The sequence below is a fragment of the Haloarcula sp. K1 genome, from assembly GCF_001647155.1.
GTDB classification, from domain to species: domain Archaea; phylum Halobacteriota; class Halobacteria; order Halobacteriales; family Haloarculaceae; genus Haloarcula; species Haloarcula hispanica.
Genome location: NZ_LRHL01000043.1, coordinates 461,619 through 476,331 on the forward strand (window position 1 = coordinate 461,619; position 14,713 = coordinate 476,331).

At 65.1% G+C, this 14,713-nt stretch carries 17 protein-coding genes; 8 read left to right on the forward strand and 9 right to left on the reverse strand.

Going from position 1 to position 14,713, the window contains the following annotated elements:
- The first annotated feature begins 15 nt into the window (after positions 1-15).
- The gene (locus tag AV929_RS15860) at positions 16-1,344 is read left to right on the forward strand and encodes a dihydroorotase (RefSeq protein ID WP_064288689.1); all 1,329 of its coding nucleotides are present in this window, start codon (positions 16-18) and stop codon (positions 1,342-1,344) included.
- Here the strand turns inward: AV929_RS15860 and AV929_RS15865 are convergent.
- From AV929_RS15865 to AV929_RS15885, 5 genes are all read right to left on the reverse strand, one after another.
- Entirely contained in the window at positions 1,336-1,701 is a 366-nt protein-coding gene (locus AV929_RS15865) for a hypothetical protein (RefSeq protein WP_014041365.1), read from the reverse strand. The two genes, AV929_RS15860 and AV929_RS15865, sit on opposite strands and share 9 nt — an antisense overlap.
- Positions 1,701-2,630: an ABC transporter permease gene (locus AV929_RS15870; RefSeq protein ID WP_007189332.1), complete on the reverse strand. Its 930-nt coding sequence runs from the start codon at positions 2,628-2,630 to the stop codon at positions 1,701-1,703. The genes AV929_RS15865 and AV929_RS15870 overlap by 1 nt, the downstream gene beginning before the upstream one ends.
- Positions 2,627-3,709: an ABC transporter permease gene (locus AV929_RS15875; protein ID WP_014041363.1), complete on the reverse strand. Its 1,083-nt coding sequence runs from the start codon at positions 3,707-3,709 to the stop codon at positions 2,627-2,629. The genes AV929_RS15870 and AV929_RS15875 overlap by 4 nt, the downstream gene beginning before the upstream one ends.
- A gap of 20 nt (positions 3,710-3,729) precedes the next feature.
- Entirely contained in the window at positions 3,730-5,457 is a 1,728-nt protein-coding gene (locus AV929_RS15880) for an ABC transporter substrate-binding protein (protein WP_014041362.1), read from the reverse strand.
- A 97-nt stretch (positions 5,458-5,554) separates the two neighbouring features.
- Positions 5,555-8,227, reverse strand: a complete 2,673-nt coding sequence (locus tag AV929_RS15885) for an ABC transporter ATP-binding protein (RefSeq protein WP_064288690.1) — start codon at positions 8,225-8,227, stop codon at positions 5,555-5,557.
- A gap of 86 nt (positions 8,228-8,313) precedes the next feature.
- Between AV929_RS15885 and AV929_RS15890 the strand changes: the two genes are divergently transcribed.
- Positions 8,314-8,832: a hypothetical protein gene (locus AV929_RS15890; RefSeq protein ID WP_014041360.1), complete on the forward strand. Its 519-nt coding sequence runs from the start codon at positions 8,314-8,316 to the stop codon at positions 8,830-8,832.
- A 33-nt stretch (positions 8,833-8,865) separates the two neighbouring features.
- On the opposite strand, the gene AV929_RS15895 is transcribed toward AV929_RS15890, so the two are convergent.
- Complete coding sequence (locus AV929_RS15895) at positions 8,866-9,291, reverse strand: hypothetical protein (protein ID WP_064288691.1); 426 nt, start codon at positions 9,289-9,291, stop codon at positions 8,866-8,868.
- Between the two features lie 11 nt (positions 9,292-9,302).
- Positions 9,303-10,034 carry a DUF5806 family protein gene (locus tag AV929_RS15900; protein ID WP_008307799.1) on the reverse strand — a complete coding sequence of 244 codons (732 nt, stop codon included), beginning with the start codon at positions 10,032-10,034 and terminating at the stop codon, positions 9,303-9,305.
- Between the two features lie 115 nt (positions 10,035-10,149).
- Between AV929_RS15900 and AV929_RS15905 the strand changes: the two genes are divergently transcribed.
- Positions 10,150-10,521 carry a universal stress protein gene (locus AV929_RS15905; RefSeq protein WP_014041358.1) on the forward strand — a complete coding sequence of 124 codons (372 nt, stop codon included), beginning with the start codon at positions 10,150-10,152 and terminating at the stop codon, positions 10,519-10,521.
- Positions 10,518-11,039 carry a GNAT family N-acetyltransferase gene (locus AV929_RS15910; RefSeq protein ID WP_008307801.1) on the forward strand — a complete coding sequence of 174 codons (522 nt, stop codon included), beginning with the start codon at positions 10,518-10,520 and terminating at the stop codon, positions 11,037-11,039. The genes AV929_RS15905 and AV929_RS15910 overlap by 4 nt, the downstream gene beginning before the upstream one ends.
- Here AV929_RS15910 and AV929_RS15915 read toward each other — a convergent pair.
- The gene (locus AV929_RS15915) at positions 11,036-11,476 is read right to left on the reverse strand and encodes a universal stress protein (RefSeq protein ID WP_008307802.1); all 441 of its coding nucleotides are present in this window, start codon (positions 11,474-11,476) and stop codon (positions 11,036-11,038) included. The genes AV929_RS15910 and AV929_RS15915 overlap by 4 nt on opposite strands.
- Before the next feature lie 124 nt (positions 11,477-11,600).
- On the opposite strand from AV929_RS15915, the gene AV929_RS15920 reads away from it, so the two are divergent.
- The 3 genes from AV929_RS15920 to AV929_RS15930 all read left to right on the forward strand — a co-directional run bounded on the left by AV929_RS15920 (position 11,601) and on the right by AV929_RS15930 (position 13,717).
- The gene (locus AV929_RS15920; protein WP_014041357.1) at positions 11,601-12,065 is read left to right on the forward strand and encodes a universal stress protein; all 465 of its coding nucleotides are present in this window, start codon (positions 11,601-11,603) and stop codon (positions 12,063-12,065) included.
- A gap of 43 nt (positions 12,066-12,108) precedes the next feature.
- The gene (locus AV929_RS15925; protein ID WP_064288692.1) at positions 12,109-13,200 is read left to right on the forward strand and encodes a DHH family phosphoesterase; all 1,092 of its coding nucleotides are present in this window, start codon (positions 12,109-12,111) and stop codon (positions 13,198-13,200) included.
- Between the two features lie 79 nt (positions 13,201-13,279).
- Positions 13,280-13,717: a hypothetical protein gene (locus AV929_RS15930; protein WP_014041355.1), complete on the forward strand. Its 438-nt coding sequence runs from the start codon at positions 13,280-13,282 to the stop codon at positions 13,715-13,717.
- Between the two features lie 9 nt (positions 13,718-13,726).
- Here AV929_RS15930 and AV929_RS15935 read toward each other — a convergent pair whose 3' ends face one another.
- Positions 13,727-14,158: a DUF5807 family protein gene (locus AV929_RS15935; RefSeq protein WP_064288693.1), complete on the reverse strand. Its 432-nt coding sequence runs from the start codon at positions 14,156-14,158 to the stop codon at positions 13,727-13,729.
- A gap of 117 nt (positions 14,159-14,275) precedes the next feature.
- Between AV929_RS15935 and AV929_RS15940 the strand changes: the two genes are divergently transcribed.
- Entirely contained in the window at positions 14,276-14,698 is a 423-nt protein-coding gene (locus AV929_RS15940; RefSeq protein WP_014041353.1) for a dCTP deaminase, read from the forward strand.
- Positions 14,699-14,713 lie beyond the last annotated feature (15 nt).

The following is a 14,713-nucleotide window of genomic DNA, read 5'->3' on the forward strand; positions in this document are numbered from 1 at the left end:
CGGCCGACTGGGCGTATGCTCATCCGTAACGCGACGCTGCCGGACGGCCATCAACGCGATGTCCGGGTGCGTGGCGAGTCCATCGTCGAAGTCGGCCGCGACCTCGACGCATCCGACCAGCACGTCATCGAAGCGACTGGCAAGCGTCTGTTCCCGGGAATGATTGACGCTCATGTCCACTTTCGCCAGCCCGGCTACCCGCACAAGGAAACGTGGGAGACGGGATCACGGTCGGCGGCGGCCGGCGGCGTCACGACGGTCGTCGACCAGCCAAACACCGACCCGCCGACCGTCGACGGTGAGGCGTTCGACCAGAAAGCCGAGTTCGCCGCCGACTCCGTCGTCGACTGGGGTATCAACGGCGGCGTCACGGCCGACTGGATTCCGAACGTCCTCCTGCGCCGTCGCCTGTTCGCACTCGGCGAGGTGTTCCTCGCGGATTCGACCGGCGACATGGGTATCGAGGCCGACCTGTTCGCCGACGCGCTGGAGGCCGCTGCTGACACCGACGTGCCGGTCACGGTCCACGCCGAGGACGCCGACTACTTCAACGACGATGCCAAGGCTCGCGACGACGCCGACGCATGGAGTGCGTTCCGGACCGCAAAGGCAGAAGCGGAGGCCGTCGAGCGGGCCTGTACAGTCGCGAAAGAACACGACGCGACCATTCACATCGCTCACACCTCCACGCCGGAGGGCGTCGACATCGCCAGCGAGGCCGGAATGACGACCGAAGTGACGCCCCATCACTTGCTGCTCTCTCGGCGCGACCTTTCGGAACTGGGGACGTTCGGGCGAATGAATCCGCCACTGCGCCGCGAGAAGCGCCGCCAGAAGCTCTACGAGCGTGTCGTCGACGGCACCGTCGACATGATCGCGACGGACCACGCGCCACACACCCGCGAGGAGAAAGACGCCAGCATCTGGGACGCGCCGTCGGGTGTTCCCGGCGTCGAGACTGTCCTCCCGCTCCTACTAGCCGAAGCCCGGGACCCGGACAGCGGGCTCACCTACGAGCGCGTTCGGGACCTCACTGCACGCAACCCGGCCGACGTGTTCGACATCCCACAGAAGGGTGCCATCGAAGCCGGCAAGGACGCCGACCTCGTGCTCGTCGACACGACCGAGACGAGTGAGATCAGCGGTGCGGCGCTCCACTCGAAATGCGACTGGACGCCGTTCGAGGGCCACGATGCGGTGTTCCCTGAATGGACGATGGTCCGGGGGACGGTCGTCTACGAGCGCGGCGACGCGTTGGCTGACGATGCAACGCCGCAGGAAGACGTGTTCTACGACCATCAGGGCGAGAACGTCTGCGGCGCGGACAGCGAGCGGCTAGAGTAACGCCGCGACGACTGAGGTCCCGACCATTATTCCGCCGCCACCGCCACAGAGTCGGGCCATCGCCCGCCGGGAGTCGCGTTCGGTCCAGTTGCTTCGCGTGTCCATGTGTTCCTGCATGGCTTCGATGCCGCGGCCGGCGAGTATCGACCCCGACCAGCCCAGCAGGCCGAAGCCGAACACGAGCGCACCGATGGCGAACACCGTCGCTTCACTCGACCGTGCATCACCGGTGTAGAGCGTCCAGCCCGCCGTTCCGAGGCCGCCAAGTACCAGCCCAACGACCAGGCCGCTCCCCACCAGTCGTGCCCGGGCCGCAACGTACTGCCGGAGTCGGGGTGGGTCACCGCTCTGGGCCATCAGTCGATCGCGTCGCGCATCCGCGGATCGAGTGCGTCCCGCATCCCGTCACCGAGCAGATTGAACCCGAGCACGGTGATTGCGAGGAACAGCCCTGGGAAGAAGGAGAGCCACCACTCGCCGGTCAGGAGGCCGTTCTCGACACCGCGGGATAGCATCAGGCCCCACGATGGCGTCCCTGCCTGCGCACCGAACCCGAGGAACGACAGCGCCGCGAGGTCGATGATGGCGAGCCCGAAGTTCAGCGTGGACTGGACGGTAATCGGCGCGAGCGTGTTCGGCAGGATGTGCCGGACGAGAACTCGCGGGTCGGTCGCGCCAAGCGCAACTGTGGCGTCGACGTACTCGTCTTCGAGCACTTTGAGCGCGGCACCGCGGACAACCCGGGCGAACCGCGGCGTGTACACCAGCACGAGCGCCACCACGGCCCGCCAGAGCCCCAGGTCCCGTGGGAAGATGGCGACCAGCGCGAGGGCGAGCAACAGTGGCGGGAACGCCAGCAGCACGTCCATCGTCCGCATGATGACGTTGTCGGTCACATCGCCGTAATACGCCGCAATAATCCCCAGGCCGACACCAACGGTCGTCGAGGTCCCAACCGTGATCGTCCCGAACTTCAGGGCCAACCACGCACCGTACAGGCTCCGCTTGTAGATGTCACGGGCCGCCGCGTCCGTGCCGAACAGTTGCTGGTTCGCCGGAGCGGGACCGAGCCAGCCGGGCGGCGCGCGGTCGGCGATTTCGGTGCCGAGCTGCGAGCTCGTAAGCGCGCCGAAGTCGTAGGTCACGCGGGCGTAGATGGCGACAGCGGCCATGCTGAGGATAATCGTCAGCCCGACGACGGCGAGGCGGTTCGTCAGCAGGTCGGCGAGGAACGGGGACGCCCGCAGGCGTCCCAGCGTGCCCCGTGTCTCGGTGTCCGTACTCATTGTTGAATCCGTGGGTCGAGATAGCTGTATGTGACGTCGACGAAGAGGTTCACGAGCGTAAACAGCAGGGCGAAGGTGAGCACCGTTCCCTGTACGACCGGGTAGTCCGAGACGCCGATGGCGGTGACGATAGTCAGCCCCATCCCGTTGATACCGAACACGGTCTCGGTCAGGACTGCCCCGCCCAGCAGCGTCCCGAACTGGATACCGATGACGGTGACGACCGGAATCAGCGCGTTCCGGAAGCCGTGTTTCATCAGCGTGATTTTCGCGCCCTGACCCTTCGCCCGCGCGGTCCGGATGTAGTCCTGCCGGATGACTTCGAGCATCGAGGAGCGCATCATCCGCGAGATCAGTGCCGTCGAGTAGACGCCGATGACCACCGCCGGCAGGAACAGGTGATGCGCCGCCGAGAGGAAGGCCTCGGTGTTCCCGAGCAGGATCGTATCGACTGTTATCATCCCGGTAAGGGGCAGCTCACGGCCGAGCAGCGTCCAGGTGTCGGGCAGAAATAGCGTTGAGGCGATACGCCCGCTGGTCGGGAACACGTCAAGGTACGTCGAGAACAGCAGGATGAGCAGCGGACCGGACCAGAATATCGGGACGGAAATACCCGTCAGTGCTCCGATCCGAGTGACGTGGTCCGTCAGCGAATCCTGCTTGACCGCGGAGATGATGCCCAGCGGCAGTCCGAGCAGGATACCCGCTGCCTGGCCGTAAATCGCGAGTTCGAGCGTGATCGGCAGTCGGTCGGAGATGACCGAGCGGACGCTGTTCCCGCGGCTAATGCTGTAGGACTGTCCGAAGTCGAACCGTGCTGCGTCCCACAGGAAGGTCAGGTACTGCTCCCAGAGCGGCCGCCGAAGTCCCAGTTCAACACGTATCTGTTCGAGCTGTTCGGCCGACGCTCGCTGGCCGGCGATAATGATAGCCGGGTCGCCCGGAGCCAGGTGGAGGATCGCAAAGACGACCGACGCGACGCCGAACAGCACCGGGATGAGCAACAGCAGTCGCTTGATGACGAACCGTGGCGGTACCACCGGCTCAGCCAGCCTGAAAAGAAACTGTGTCCAGTTCATTCGGAAGTTCCCTTGAAGCGCTACTGCAGTTCGACTGTGTTAAGATACGGGCCACCTACGGAGCTGATCGTGTAGGTGTCTTCGACGACAGCCTCGTTGACCGCCCGGAGCGTCTCGGCGTAGTCGATGAACACCCACGGGGACTCGTCGTAGGCTATCTGGCTGGCCTCTTCGTACATCGTCTCGCGGTCGCTCTCCGCGTAGGTCTTCTGGGCTTCCCGGACCAGTTCCATGTAGTCGGCGTTGGCCCAGCCGGACACGTTGAGGGTGTTGTACCCGTCGGCGTCGAAACTGACCCAGTCCTGCCCGTCGGGGACGGCGTCCATCTCGACCTGTGGGTCCAGCAGGACGTACAGGAAGTTGTCCGGGTCGGCGTTGTCGGTGTACCAGCCGAGGAAACACGCGTCGTGTTTCCCGGCCGACGTGTAGTCCAGATACGGCCCGAAGTTGGAGAACTGGTTGATGTTGACCGTCAGACCGATTTCCTCCAGGTCAGACTTCACCTGGTTCGCCGTGTTGACCGGGCTGGGGTTGTATCCGCGAGGGTTCGAGAACGTCGCGAGTTCGAACTCGAAGCCGTCGCCGTAGCCCGCCTCTTCGAGCATCGACTGGGCCTTCTCCTTGTCCGTCGGATACGGATCGAGGTCGTCGTTGTGCCCGAGCACGTCCGGTGGGAGCGGCTGGGAGGCCTGGGTCGCAAAGCCCTGGTAGATCTGGTTGACGATGGCCTCGGTGTTGACGGCGTGGGCGATGGCCTGGCGGACCTGCCGGTCCCGGAACGGCTCGAACCGCGCCATGTTCATCGCCATGTAGCCGTGGTTGATGCCGTCCTTCCGCAACAGCGTCGCCGTCCCGCTTTCCTCGGCGCGCTGGAAGCCGGAGGAGTCGAGGTTGTCTGTGATGTGTGAGGCCCCGTTGATGACGTCCTGCACTCGCGTGCTGTTTTCGGTGATGGTCTTGAAGATGACCGTTCCGACGTTCGGGCCGTCGCCCCAGTAGTCGTTGTTGGCCCGCAGTCGGATGCGCTCGTTCGGGTTGTCGAGCGTATCGAACTGGAAGGCCCCGGTGCCCGCGGGTTCGCTTCCGAGGTCGGCCTGATTGTCGCCCATCGATTCGATCTGGGCTTTCGAGAGGACTGCCGAGGCGAACATCGCGAGGTTCCGAAGGAACGGCGCGAACTGCTGTGTAAGCTCGATTGTCAGCTCGTAGTCCTGGCTCGCGTCGACGCTTTCGATCCAGTCGCCGAGCGTGAACGGACCGTACCCCGACCGGGTATCGTCGCCGAGGTAGTACTCGTAGTCGCTCTGGGTGAACCGCTGCCAGGTTGCCTTGAAATCTGACGCGGTGAACTCTTCGCCGTTGTGGAAGGTTACACCTTCGCGAAGCGTCAGCGTCGCGGTAGTTCCCTCGAGAGTGTAGTCGGTCGCGAGCGCGTCTTCGAGTTGGCCGCCGCTCCCGGCCGCGAACTGGATGAGGGTATCAAACACCTGATTGGTGACCTTCGCCACCTCGCCGCTGGTCGACTGCTGTGGGTCGTAGTTTTCCGGGTGGTCACCGCGGGCGTACACGAGCGTCTGGTCGCTTCCGCCGTCCCCGCCGTCGCTACCAGTGCCGTCGCCACCGTCTCCACCTTCGGTTCCGCCACCATCGCCGCCGTCGCCGGAACAACCTGCGAGCGTTGCGGCTGCCGCGGCACTGCCGGCCGCGGTAAGGAAGCTCCGTCTGTCCAGAGAATCACCGGATGACATGGAACTTTGTTCAAACAGATATATTATAATTGTACCGGATAGATCAATGATTCTGCTATATATATGTTGATAGTTATGTGCAGCTAAGTAATATTATTCAGTTACTGCTTTCCTCCTCCTGTTCGTAGAGGTGACACGCTGCTGGGTGGGAGTCCGGTTGCAGTTCGGGATGCTGTGTCTCACAGACGCTTTCGAATCGATCCCGTAGCGCCGACGCGGCGGCGTCCCAGTCCTCGTCCGCGAGATGCTCAATCGACGTTTCGACGACGCGGCGGTTCTCTCCGGTCAGGCTCGTTTCGAAGAACCGGTCGAACATCGTCTGTTTGAACGCTGCCATCGGTACCTCCCCCCTGCCGCTCGGCGGCTCGGTAAGGTCCGCGCCACCGTCCGTCGCCGCTGTGGCACTGTCGGTTTTTCGGGCCTGCTTCCGAACTGCATCGATGGCGATGGCCTCGTCCTCGACCCGTTGCCGGTAGTCCATTACCTCGCGGTACGTCTCCTGTTCGATGTCGATGTCGGGCGGGATGACTTCGGGACAGCGTGTCCGGAAGTGACAGCCCGACGGCGGGTCGATCGGCGACGGAACGTCGCCTTTCAGCAGTATCCGGTCGGCCTCCACGGTCGGGTCCGGTTCCGGGATCGCCGACATGAGTGCCCGCGTGTAGGGATGTTTCGGGTCCGCGAACAGGTCCGGCGTGTCGGCGACTTCGACCACCTCACCGAGATACATCACCGCGACCCGGTCACAGATGTGGCGAACCACGCTCAGGTCGTGGGCGATAAACAGATACGTTAGGCCGAACTCATGCTGGAGGTCCTCCAGAAGGTTGATTATCTGTGCCTGGACGCTCACGTCCAGCGCCGAAACGGGTTCGTCACAGACGATGAAATCGGGGTCGACGGCGAGCGCGCGAGCGATGCCGACCCGCTGGCGCTGTCCGCCTGACAGTTCGTGCGGGTAGCGGTCGTACTGGTCCGGATCGAGCCCCACCGCCTCCATGAGGTCGGCCACGCGGTCGACCCGCTGTTCCCGGCGTGAGCCGTCACCGGTGTCTTCCGGCAGGTCGTGGATCTTCAGCGGCTCCATGATCGTCTGGCCGACTGTCATCCGCGGGTCGAGGCTGGACATCGGGTCCTGGAAGATCATCTGCAGGTCCCGACGGACTTCCCGCAGGCCATCCTTGTCGAGGTCCGCGAGGTCTTGGCCGGCGAAGACCACGGTCCCGTCTGTCGGTTCTAGCAGTCTGAGGATGGTCCGGCCAGTCGTCGACTTCCCACAGCCGGACTCGCCGACGAGCCCCAGCGTCTCGCCCTCGTAGATATCCATCGAGACGCCGTCGACGGCCTTGACCGACTCCGGCTCGCGCCCGATGTACTTGTCGAGCAGGTCGTCGGCCCGCGAGAAGTGTTTTTTCAGCCCGTCGACCTCCATGAGCTGTCTGTCCGTTCGCGTCGTCTCCGTCGCGGCGACGCCGGCGTCGCCAGTACCGTATTCGTCTGTATCGAACGATTCGAGGATACATTTCGAGCGGTGGGTGACGTCGTCCGGCCCGTGCTGGAGATACGGAATTTCGCCCTCGCGACACTCGGGCTCGGCCCACGGACAGCGGTCAGCGAAGTGGCACCCTTCGGGCATGTCGATGAGGCTGGGAACGTTTCCTTCGATTGGAGTCAGCCGCTCCGTTCCCTCGCCCGGTATCGATTCCAGCAGCGTGTACGTGTAGGGATGTGACGGGTTCTGGAATATCTCCTCGACCGGCCCCTCCTCGACGATTTCGCCGGCGTACATCACGGCGACGCGGTCGCAGGTCTCGGCGACGACGCCGAGGTCGTGCGTGATGAACAGGACCGACATCCCGAGGTCCGCCTGGAGGTCGTCGATGAGGTCCAGAATCTGTGCCTGGATAGTCACGTCGAGCGCCGTCGTCGGCTCGTCGGCGACGAGCAGCTTCGGGCGGCACGCCAGCGCGATGGCGATGAGGACGCGCTGGCGCATCCCGCCGGAGAACTCGTGGGGGTACTCGTCGACGCGGTCGGCCGGCTCCGGGATTCCGACCTCTTCCAGCAGCGAGATAACGTCCGACCGGATCTCCTCGTCCATCTCGCTGCCCCGGCTGAGCGAGGGCGTAATCTCCCGGACGGCGTTGAACCACGAGTCGTTCCGCTTGCTCCCGTAGCGGTGGAGGCGCAGGCTCTCCGCGACCTGCTCGCCGACCGTTATCGCGGGGTTCAGCGATGTCATCGGGTCCTGGAAGATCATCCCCATATCGCCGCCGCGGATGTCCCGCATCACCCGCTCCGGGGCTGCCGTCAGGTCGACGTAGCCGTCGGTGATCGTGACGGGCGCGTCGCCGCCCTCCGGAAGGGCCTTTTTCGGAGCTTTCCGAATGAACTGCTCGGCGAGCGTCCTGTCGTCAGCCGTCGTCGAAACCGAGTCGGGGACACGGTTCCGGTCGACCGTCGCCGCGTCGATGGTGATGAAACCGCTGTCGCTGTCGGCCGTCCGTACTGCCTTCGGATACTGCCGAGACAGCCGTGTGACTGTCTCAAGCGCGCCGAACCGGATCTCCCCGCCGGCGATGTGTCCGGGCTCGTCGACGATATCCATTGCCGATAACGCTGTGACGGATTTCCCTGATCCCGACTCGCCAACCAGACCGACGGTTTCGCCCTCCCTGACAGTGAGGTCGATGCCGTCGACGGCTTTGACGGTGCCGCGGTCCGTCTCGAACTGGGTTCGGAGGTCAGATAATGTTAAGAGGTCGCGCATCTGTCGCCTTCTTCTCAAAATACCAGTAAAACTGTTGTGCCACTGGCCCACCAACAATTTATCCCGGCCGCCGCCACACTCGACGTATGAACGACCCTGTCGACCCCGAGTCTAACCCCTTCGACCGTGTCGTCGGTCACTGGGAGCAGGTCATCGAGGACATGGCGGCCACGGCGACACAGTACCGCGACGACGGGCGCGAGGCTATCGAACTCCACCCCGGAGACGTGGCGGTACTGACCGGCGAGCCGCGAACGATGGCTGAACAGACTGGCGAATACGAGCCGGAGACCCGGCGGCTCGGTTTCGATGTCGTGGTTCCCGGCGACGAGTTCCGGCGGGTCGCCGACGCGCTCGAAGACCGCACCGTCGAGCGCAGCGAGGTGTTCCGGGCGACCGACGACGGGATGGTGTTCCTGCTCGTCGCGCTGGAATGTGGCGACGACCTCGCCGTGCTCGTGCCGCTGTACTACGACAAGACCGACCGCGCGGACCTCTCGCAGGTCGCCGCCGACCACGGACTCTACTCACACATCCGACCGCTCACCGACGACGAGGTGGTCACCGTCTCCCACGAGGACCCCGAACCGTTCTTCCCCGAGTGAAACCTGGTTCCGGACGGGTCACAGACCGCTTAGCTACGAGGTCTCTCGGACTCGGGTCAGCCGGTATGCCGGCACGCCGAAAACGATCCCGTAGAGCAGTCGGTTGCCGATGACACCGACACCGAAGCCCGAGAGAACGGCCGCGAGTACGAGTGTCACCGACGCCTCGGAAAGCGTCACGAGGCCGGCGACAGCCCCGGACAGCACGATGAACGCCGCCAGTGCGGCGACCTCCGGGTAGACGCCCGGGACCGCGTCGTGTTCGACGACAGCCACCGTGATCCCCGTCAGGAGTCCGAACCCGACAACCACCGCCAGTACGTCGACCAGTGCTGTCCCCGCCTCCGCGTAGCCAAGCACCGCCCCGCCGATGCCAATGGCGAGGTCGGTCCGCAGCACTTTCTGTGTCGCTTCGTGGACCGACATCGACGGCTGTGTGTCGGGGTCGATACCGTCCATCTCAGCCGTGTCTACTCGTCGACTTGGAATTCATTCCCACACTCCGGACAACACACCTCGTCGTGTCGCAGCGCCGCGGACTGCTCGCGGACCTCCCGCATTACCGAGGAAATCCGGTCTTCGGCCTCCATCTCGTCCTCGACGGCGAGGTCGACGCCCTCGACTTCGAGGAGGAACTTCGCGACCTCGGTGGCCTCGTACATCACGTCGTCGAGGTCCTCGGCGGTGAAGAAGTCACACATCGCGCCGTAGAGGAAGGTCGCCCCGGCCTTCCGGACCTTGTCCTCGAAGGCCGCACGGGCCTGATTGACCGCCTGTGGCGTGTACGTGTCCGTCATGAACGGGACGAGTTCGGGCAGGTTCTCCCCGATCTTCGTCATCTCGACGCCCGTTTCGGTCCGGAAGTCGGCACAGAGGCGGGCGATGGCCCACTCGCGGGCGGTGATGTACGTCCGGTCCCGGAGGAAATCGTTCGCGCGGTCGTAGGTCCCGCCCTCGATCTTCTTGAAGCGGTCGTACTTCCGGACGTCGGACGGAACGTCACTGGCTGTGGCGGCCGTCGCCTCGCTGGCTGACTCAGCCGGTGCTGTCTCCTCGGTGGCCGAGTCGGCGGGGCCGCTTTCCGTGGTGTCGCCGTCGTCGGCCCCGTCATCCGCGGCCGCCGGGTCGTCCGGCTGGTGTCCGGCTGATCCGTCGTCTGCCGCCTCGACGTCCGTCTCGTCCGGCGGTGCGCCCTCAGTCATAGCCGGGAATGCGTGCCCGCGGTGAAAAAGGGTATCGCCGCCGCCCCGCTGTCATTGTCTCCAACCGACAGTTCAGCCGGGTGGCTTTTTTACCGCTCCCATGCATGGCCCGACTATGAAAATACTGCTCGGTGTCGGGGGCAGCGAACTGTCCTACCAGGCACTGACCGAGACACTCGAACGCGTATCGGAAACAGGTGACGAGCTGACCGTCGCTGTCTTCGAAAACGGCGACATCGACGCCGACCTCGAAACGGTCCAGCAGCGGATACAGGAGTATATCGACGAAAGCGGGCTCGAGCCGCCGATCCGCCACGTCGAAGGCACCTCTCCGGGCAGCGAGCTGGTGAACATCGCCGAGAGCGAGGAGTTCGATAGGATCGTCCTCGGCGGTGGCGGCCGCTCGCCGCTCGGGAAGATACAGCTCGGTCCCATCGTCGAGTTCGTCCTGCTGAACGCACAGACGCCAGTGACTCTCATCCGATGACTCGAACGTACCCAGACGAACCCGCCGAAGAGTTCCCACAGCCGCCGCGGACGATCACCGACCGCAAGGACCGTCCCATCGACGTCATTCCCGCCGACGACGCCGACACGGAGAGCCTCGTCGAGATGTATCTCGATTTCGACCCTGCCGACCGTGCGCAGGGTATCCCGCCGGTCAAAGAGGAAGCGATCCGTGAGTGGCTCGAAACGATCCTCGACGGCGACTGTGTCAACGTCGTCGCCAAACACGACGACACTGTCGCCGGCCACGCGACGCTGGTCCCGGACAACGAGGACGAGCACGAACTCGCTATCTTCGTGCTACAGGCCTACCAGGGCGCTGGTATCGGGACGGCGCTGGTCGAGACGCTGCTGGGTCACGGTCAGGCCGAGGGCATCGACCACGTCTGGCTCACCGTCGAGCGGTGGAACGACCCGGCGATATCGCTGTACGAGAAGGTCGGCTTCGAGATCAGTAGCGCCGAGAGCTTCGAGATAGAGATGGCGATCCGTCTCTAAACGGTGAGCACCGGCTGGCTGGCGTACTCGATGACGTAGATCGCCGCGCGCCCGACGGCCTCTTCGCCCTCGCTTCTCTCCTCGCGCGGGACGACGATGAAATCCGCGTCGACGTCCTCCGCTACGTCGAGGACGACGCTGCCCGGTGTCTGCATCAGTCGTGTCTCGGAGAACGCGGTCGCGGACGACGTTTCGAACGTGCCGTCGTGGACGTCGCGGAACCGTTCCCGGATGCTCTCGGTGAACGCTCGATGCTCCTCGGCGATCGCGGTTGCGCTCACGTCGCCGCTGTCGATATCCTGGTGGAGCCGTTCGTCGATGACGAACAGCAGGTGGAGATCGGCGTCGTACCGCTCCGCGACGGCGATCGCGTACTCGGCCGCTCGTTCCGACTGGTCGCTGCCGTCGACCGGCGCGAGTACGAGGTCGATGTCCATCACTCGCCAGTGCGGCCCCGGCCGGCAAAAATCCACCGAGGTTCGTGCCGACCCCGTGGCGTCCTCCGGAGCGTCCCTCGCCGTGACCAACAGTGTATTTAGTCGCGGCTTCGATGCGTGGTGTATGTTCGATACGGTGGTCATCGCCACGGACGGCTCCGGCAGCGCAGAGCGGGCCGTCGAAGCGGCGCTGGACCTGGCAGCGCGCTTCGACGCAACTGTCCACGGGCTGTACGTCGTCGACACCGGCGAGGTTGAGACGACTCCCGAAGAGGTTCGCGAGGCGCTGGAGCGCGCGCTGGCGACCACTGGCGGCCGCGCCCTCTCGTTCATTCTGGAGGCCGCCGACGCCGAGGCAGACGAGGAGCTCGTCACTGCCGTCCGGGAGGGTGACCCGGCCGACGAAATCTGCAAGTACGCGGCGGAACACGACGCCGATGTCATCGTCAGCGGGACTCGGGGCCGCCACGGCGAACATGGATTCCTGCTGGGAAGCGTCGCCGAGGAACTCATCCGGGAGGCCCCCATGCCGGTGCTGACGGTCCGCCAGCTCGAAGGCGAGCCAAACCCCGAGCGCGAGGACGTGTAACGGAACCCGACGGCTTCTTGACGCCCCGCCCGCTTGCTGGGGCATGGACGATTGGCTCATCGACGACGACCGTCTCTCTATCGGCCGCAAATCCGTACTCCCCGGCGAGGGGTTCTTTATCCCGGATTCCTACGAGGAAGAGCAAGCCGAAGCGGAAGCCGCCGAGACGCTGGACGACGCCGGTGTCATTGTTATCGCCGACCCGGACGCAGACGGACTGGCCTGTACCGCACTGATTCGCGAGGCCCACGGAGAAGGCGCACTGCTGCCTGCCGGCCCACACGAACTCACCGAAGCGCTCGAATGGACCGCCGAGTACGCCGACCCCGACGCGACCGTCTTCATCTGCGACCTCTGTCCCGACCGCGAATCCGACATCGCCCCCCTCGATTCGCTGATCGAGCGCGTCGAACGCGTCGTCTGGTTCGACCACCACCAGTGGCCCGACGATCTCGCCGACGACGTCGACGCGGCCGGCGTCGAGCGCACCGTCGGGGACAGCGAGGAAGTGTGTACCGCCGACGTGGCGCTTTCGGAACTCGACTACGACTTCGACGAGCAGTGGGCCGACCTCGCCGCCGTCACCCGCGACCACGACCTCTGGATCCGCGACGACCCCCGAAGCGACGACCTCGCGGACCTCTCGTACTGGAGCGAACCCGAGGAGTACATCGAGGCGGTTCGCGACCACGGCCCCGACCTCTCGCCGGAGTTCCACGAGTTCCTCGACGAGAAGCGCGTCGAGAAGGAGGCGCTCATCGAGAAGGCCGTCGAGCGGGCCGAACTCCGCGACGTCGGCGAGTGGACGGTCGGCGTCACCTACGGCCGCTGCTCACAGAACGAGGTCGCCGAGGCGCTGCGCGAGCAGGGCGCTGACGCCGCCGTCATCGTCAAGCCCGCCGGCTCCGCCTCGATTCGTGGGACGGATAACTTCGAGCGCGCCCACGAGGTCGCCCAGCAGGTCAACGGCGGCGGCCACCCGAAGGCGGCGGGCTGCAAGCCCGACATCTACGACGACATGATGGACTACGCCCACCACTGGACGACGCAAGGGGCCGTGGCGAAACAGGCTATCGTGGACGCCTTCCGACGGCTGCCCGAGGAAGAAGTGGAAGGCGTCGATACCGACCGATAGGCGGGCCCGTGAACGAACTGAACGGTATCTCGCCCCCTGACACAACGTTGATTTATCTCTCCGTCGTCACTGCCGGGTGATGTCCGAGACCCTCCACACGCGAATCGCGCGCGAAACAGCTGTGCGACGGCGACTCGGAAGCGCCGTTGCCGTCGGCGTGACGCTGTACGTCCTCGACGGCTCGGTACGGTATGCTGCGGTCGCAGCGGCGCTCGCCTTCTGTGTCTGGCTCGTCGCCGACGCCGCCCAGGCCACTGTCGGCGACTACGCCGACCACATGGTGTTCGGGCTCCTCGTGTTCGGCTTCGTGGCGTACACGGTCGCGGCCGCCGGCCTAACGTGGGTCGTCGTCCCCGGGGCGCTTCTCGGCTGCTGGTTCATGATTGACGGCATCCAGCACCTCCGGCACGGCGTCACCCGCAATGAGGTCGGGGTGTCGTACTCACACGATGGCGGCCCCGTGACGGGCCTGCCGAAGGCACTGCTTGTCAGACTTGCCGAACCGTTCCTGCTGTAGGCCCGGGGACTACTCCCCGACGACCCACTTGTCGCTGTACCGTTCTCCACAGGCACAGACCGCGTAGGCGTGGACCACGTCGCCCTCGGCGTAGAGCCCGCCTACGTCCTCGTTCTGTTCCTCGGCGAAGGCGAAGACGAATCGGGTCGTGTGGTCGCTCTCCGGTTCCTCCTCGGCGACCGGACAGACTGCGCCGGTCAGGTCGTCGTTGATGTCGCCCTCCGTACCCATCGCCTGCTGAGCCAGTCCCATCGGGTCGATGCCCGTCGCCGACTGGAACGCGCTGCGGCCGTCGTCGCCCGGCAGGACGAGGACGTGGCCGTCCTCGACTTCGTCGGCGTACTCGGCCAGCGCGCCGGGGTTCGAGACGGCGTCCTCGTGCAGGAAGAAGAGCACGTCTTCAGGCCGCTCGCCCGCCAGAAACTCCGTGTGTTTGGTCATGCAGGGGGAGAGTCACTCGCCGGGCAAAAGTGCCGCGTTCCGCTCGGGAACGAGACGCGCTGTGTCGCCGCCCCTTCCAGCCTCACTTTTAGGCTCATTCGTCTGGTATCGTCGTCCATGACCGACTTCGGCGAGTACGTCACGGATATCGTCCACGAACCGACCCAGACCGACAGCCCGGGGTTCGACCTCACCGTCGGCGAAGTGTACGAGGTCGTCGAGCCGGGGCGGATCGACTTCGGCGGCGGCGAACTCGACGCGGCCGGCGTCACACCCCATTCGAGCGAGAAGCGGAATCCGGACGACGACTACGAGTGGTGGACGCTGCGGGCCGGCCAGTATCTCGTCGAGTACAACGAATCGCTGACCGGCGCGGCGACGGTGACGCTCCAGCCGCGGACGGAACTGCTCGAACGCGGCGCGACGCACTCGACACTGCACGTCGACGCGCTCCCGCGCGTGCCGCTATCGGTCGGCGGCGCGGGGCTACAGCTCAAAGAGAATGCCAGAGTCAGTACGATTGTCGCGGCCGAGGAGTAAACGGGTAGACAATCC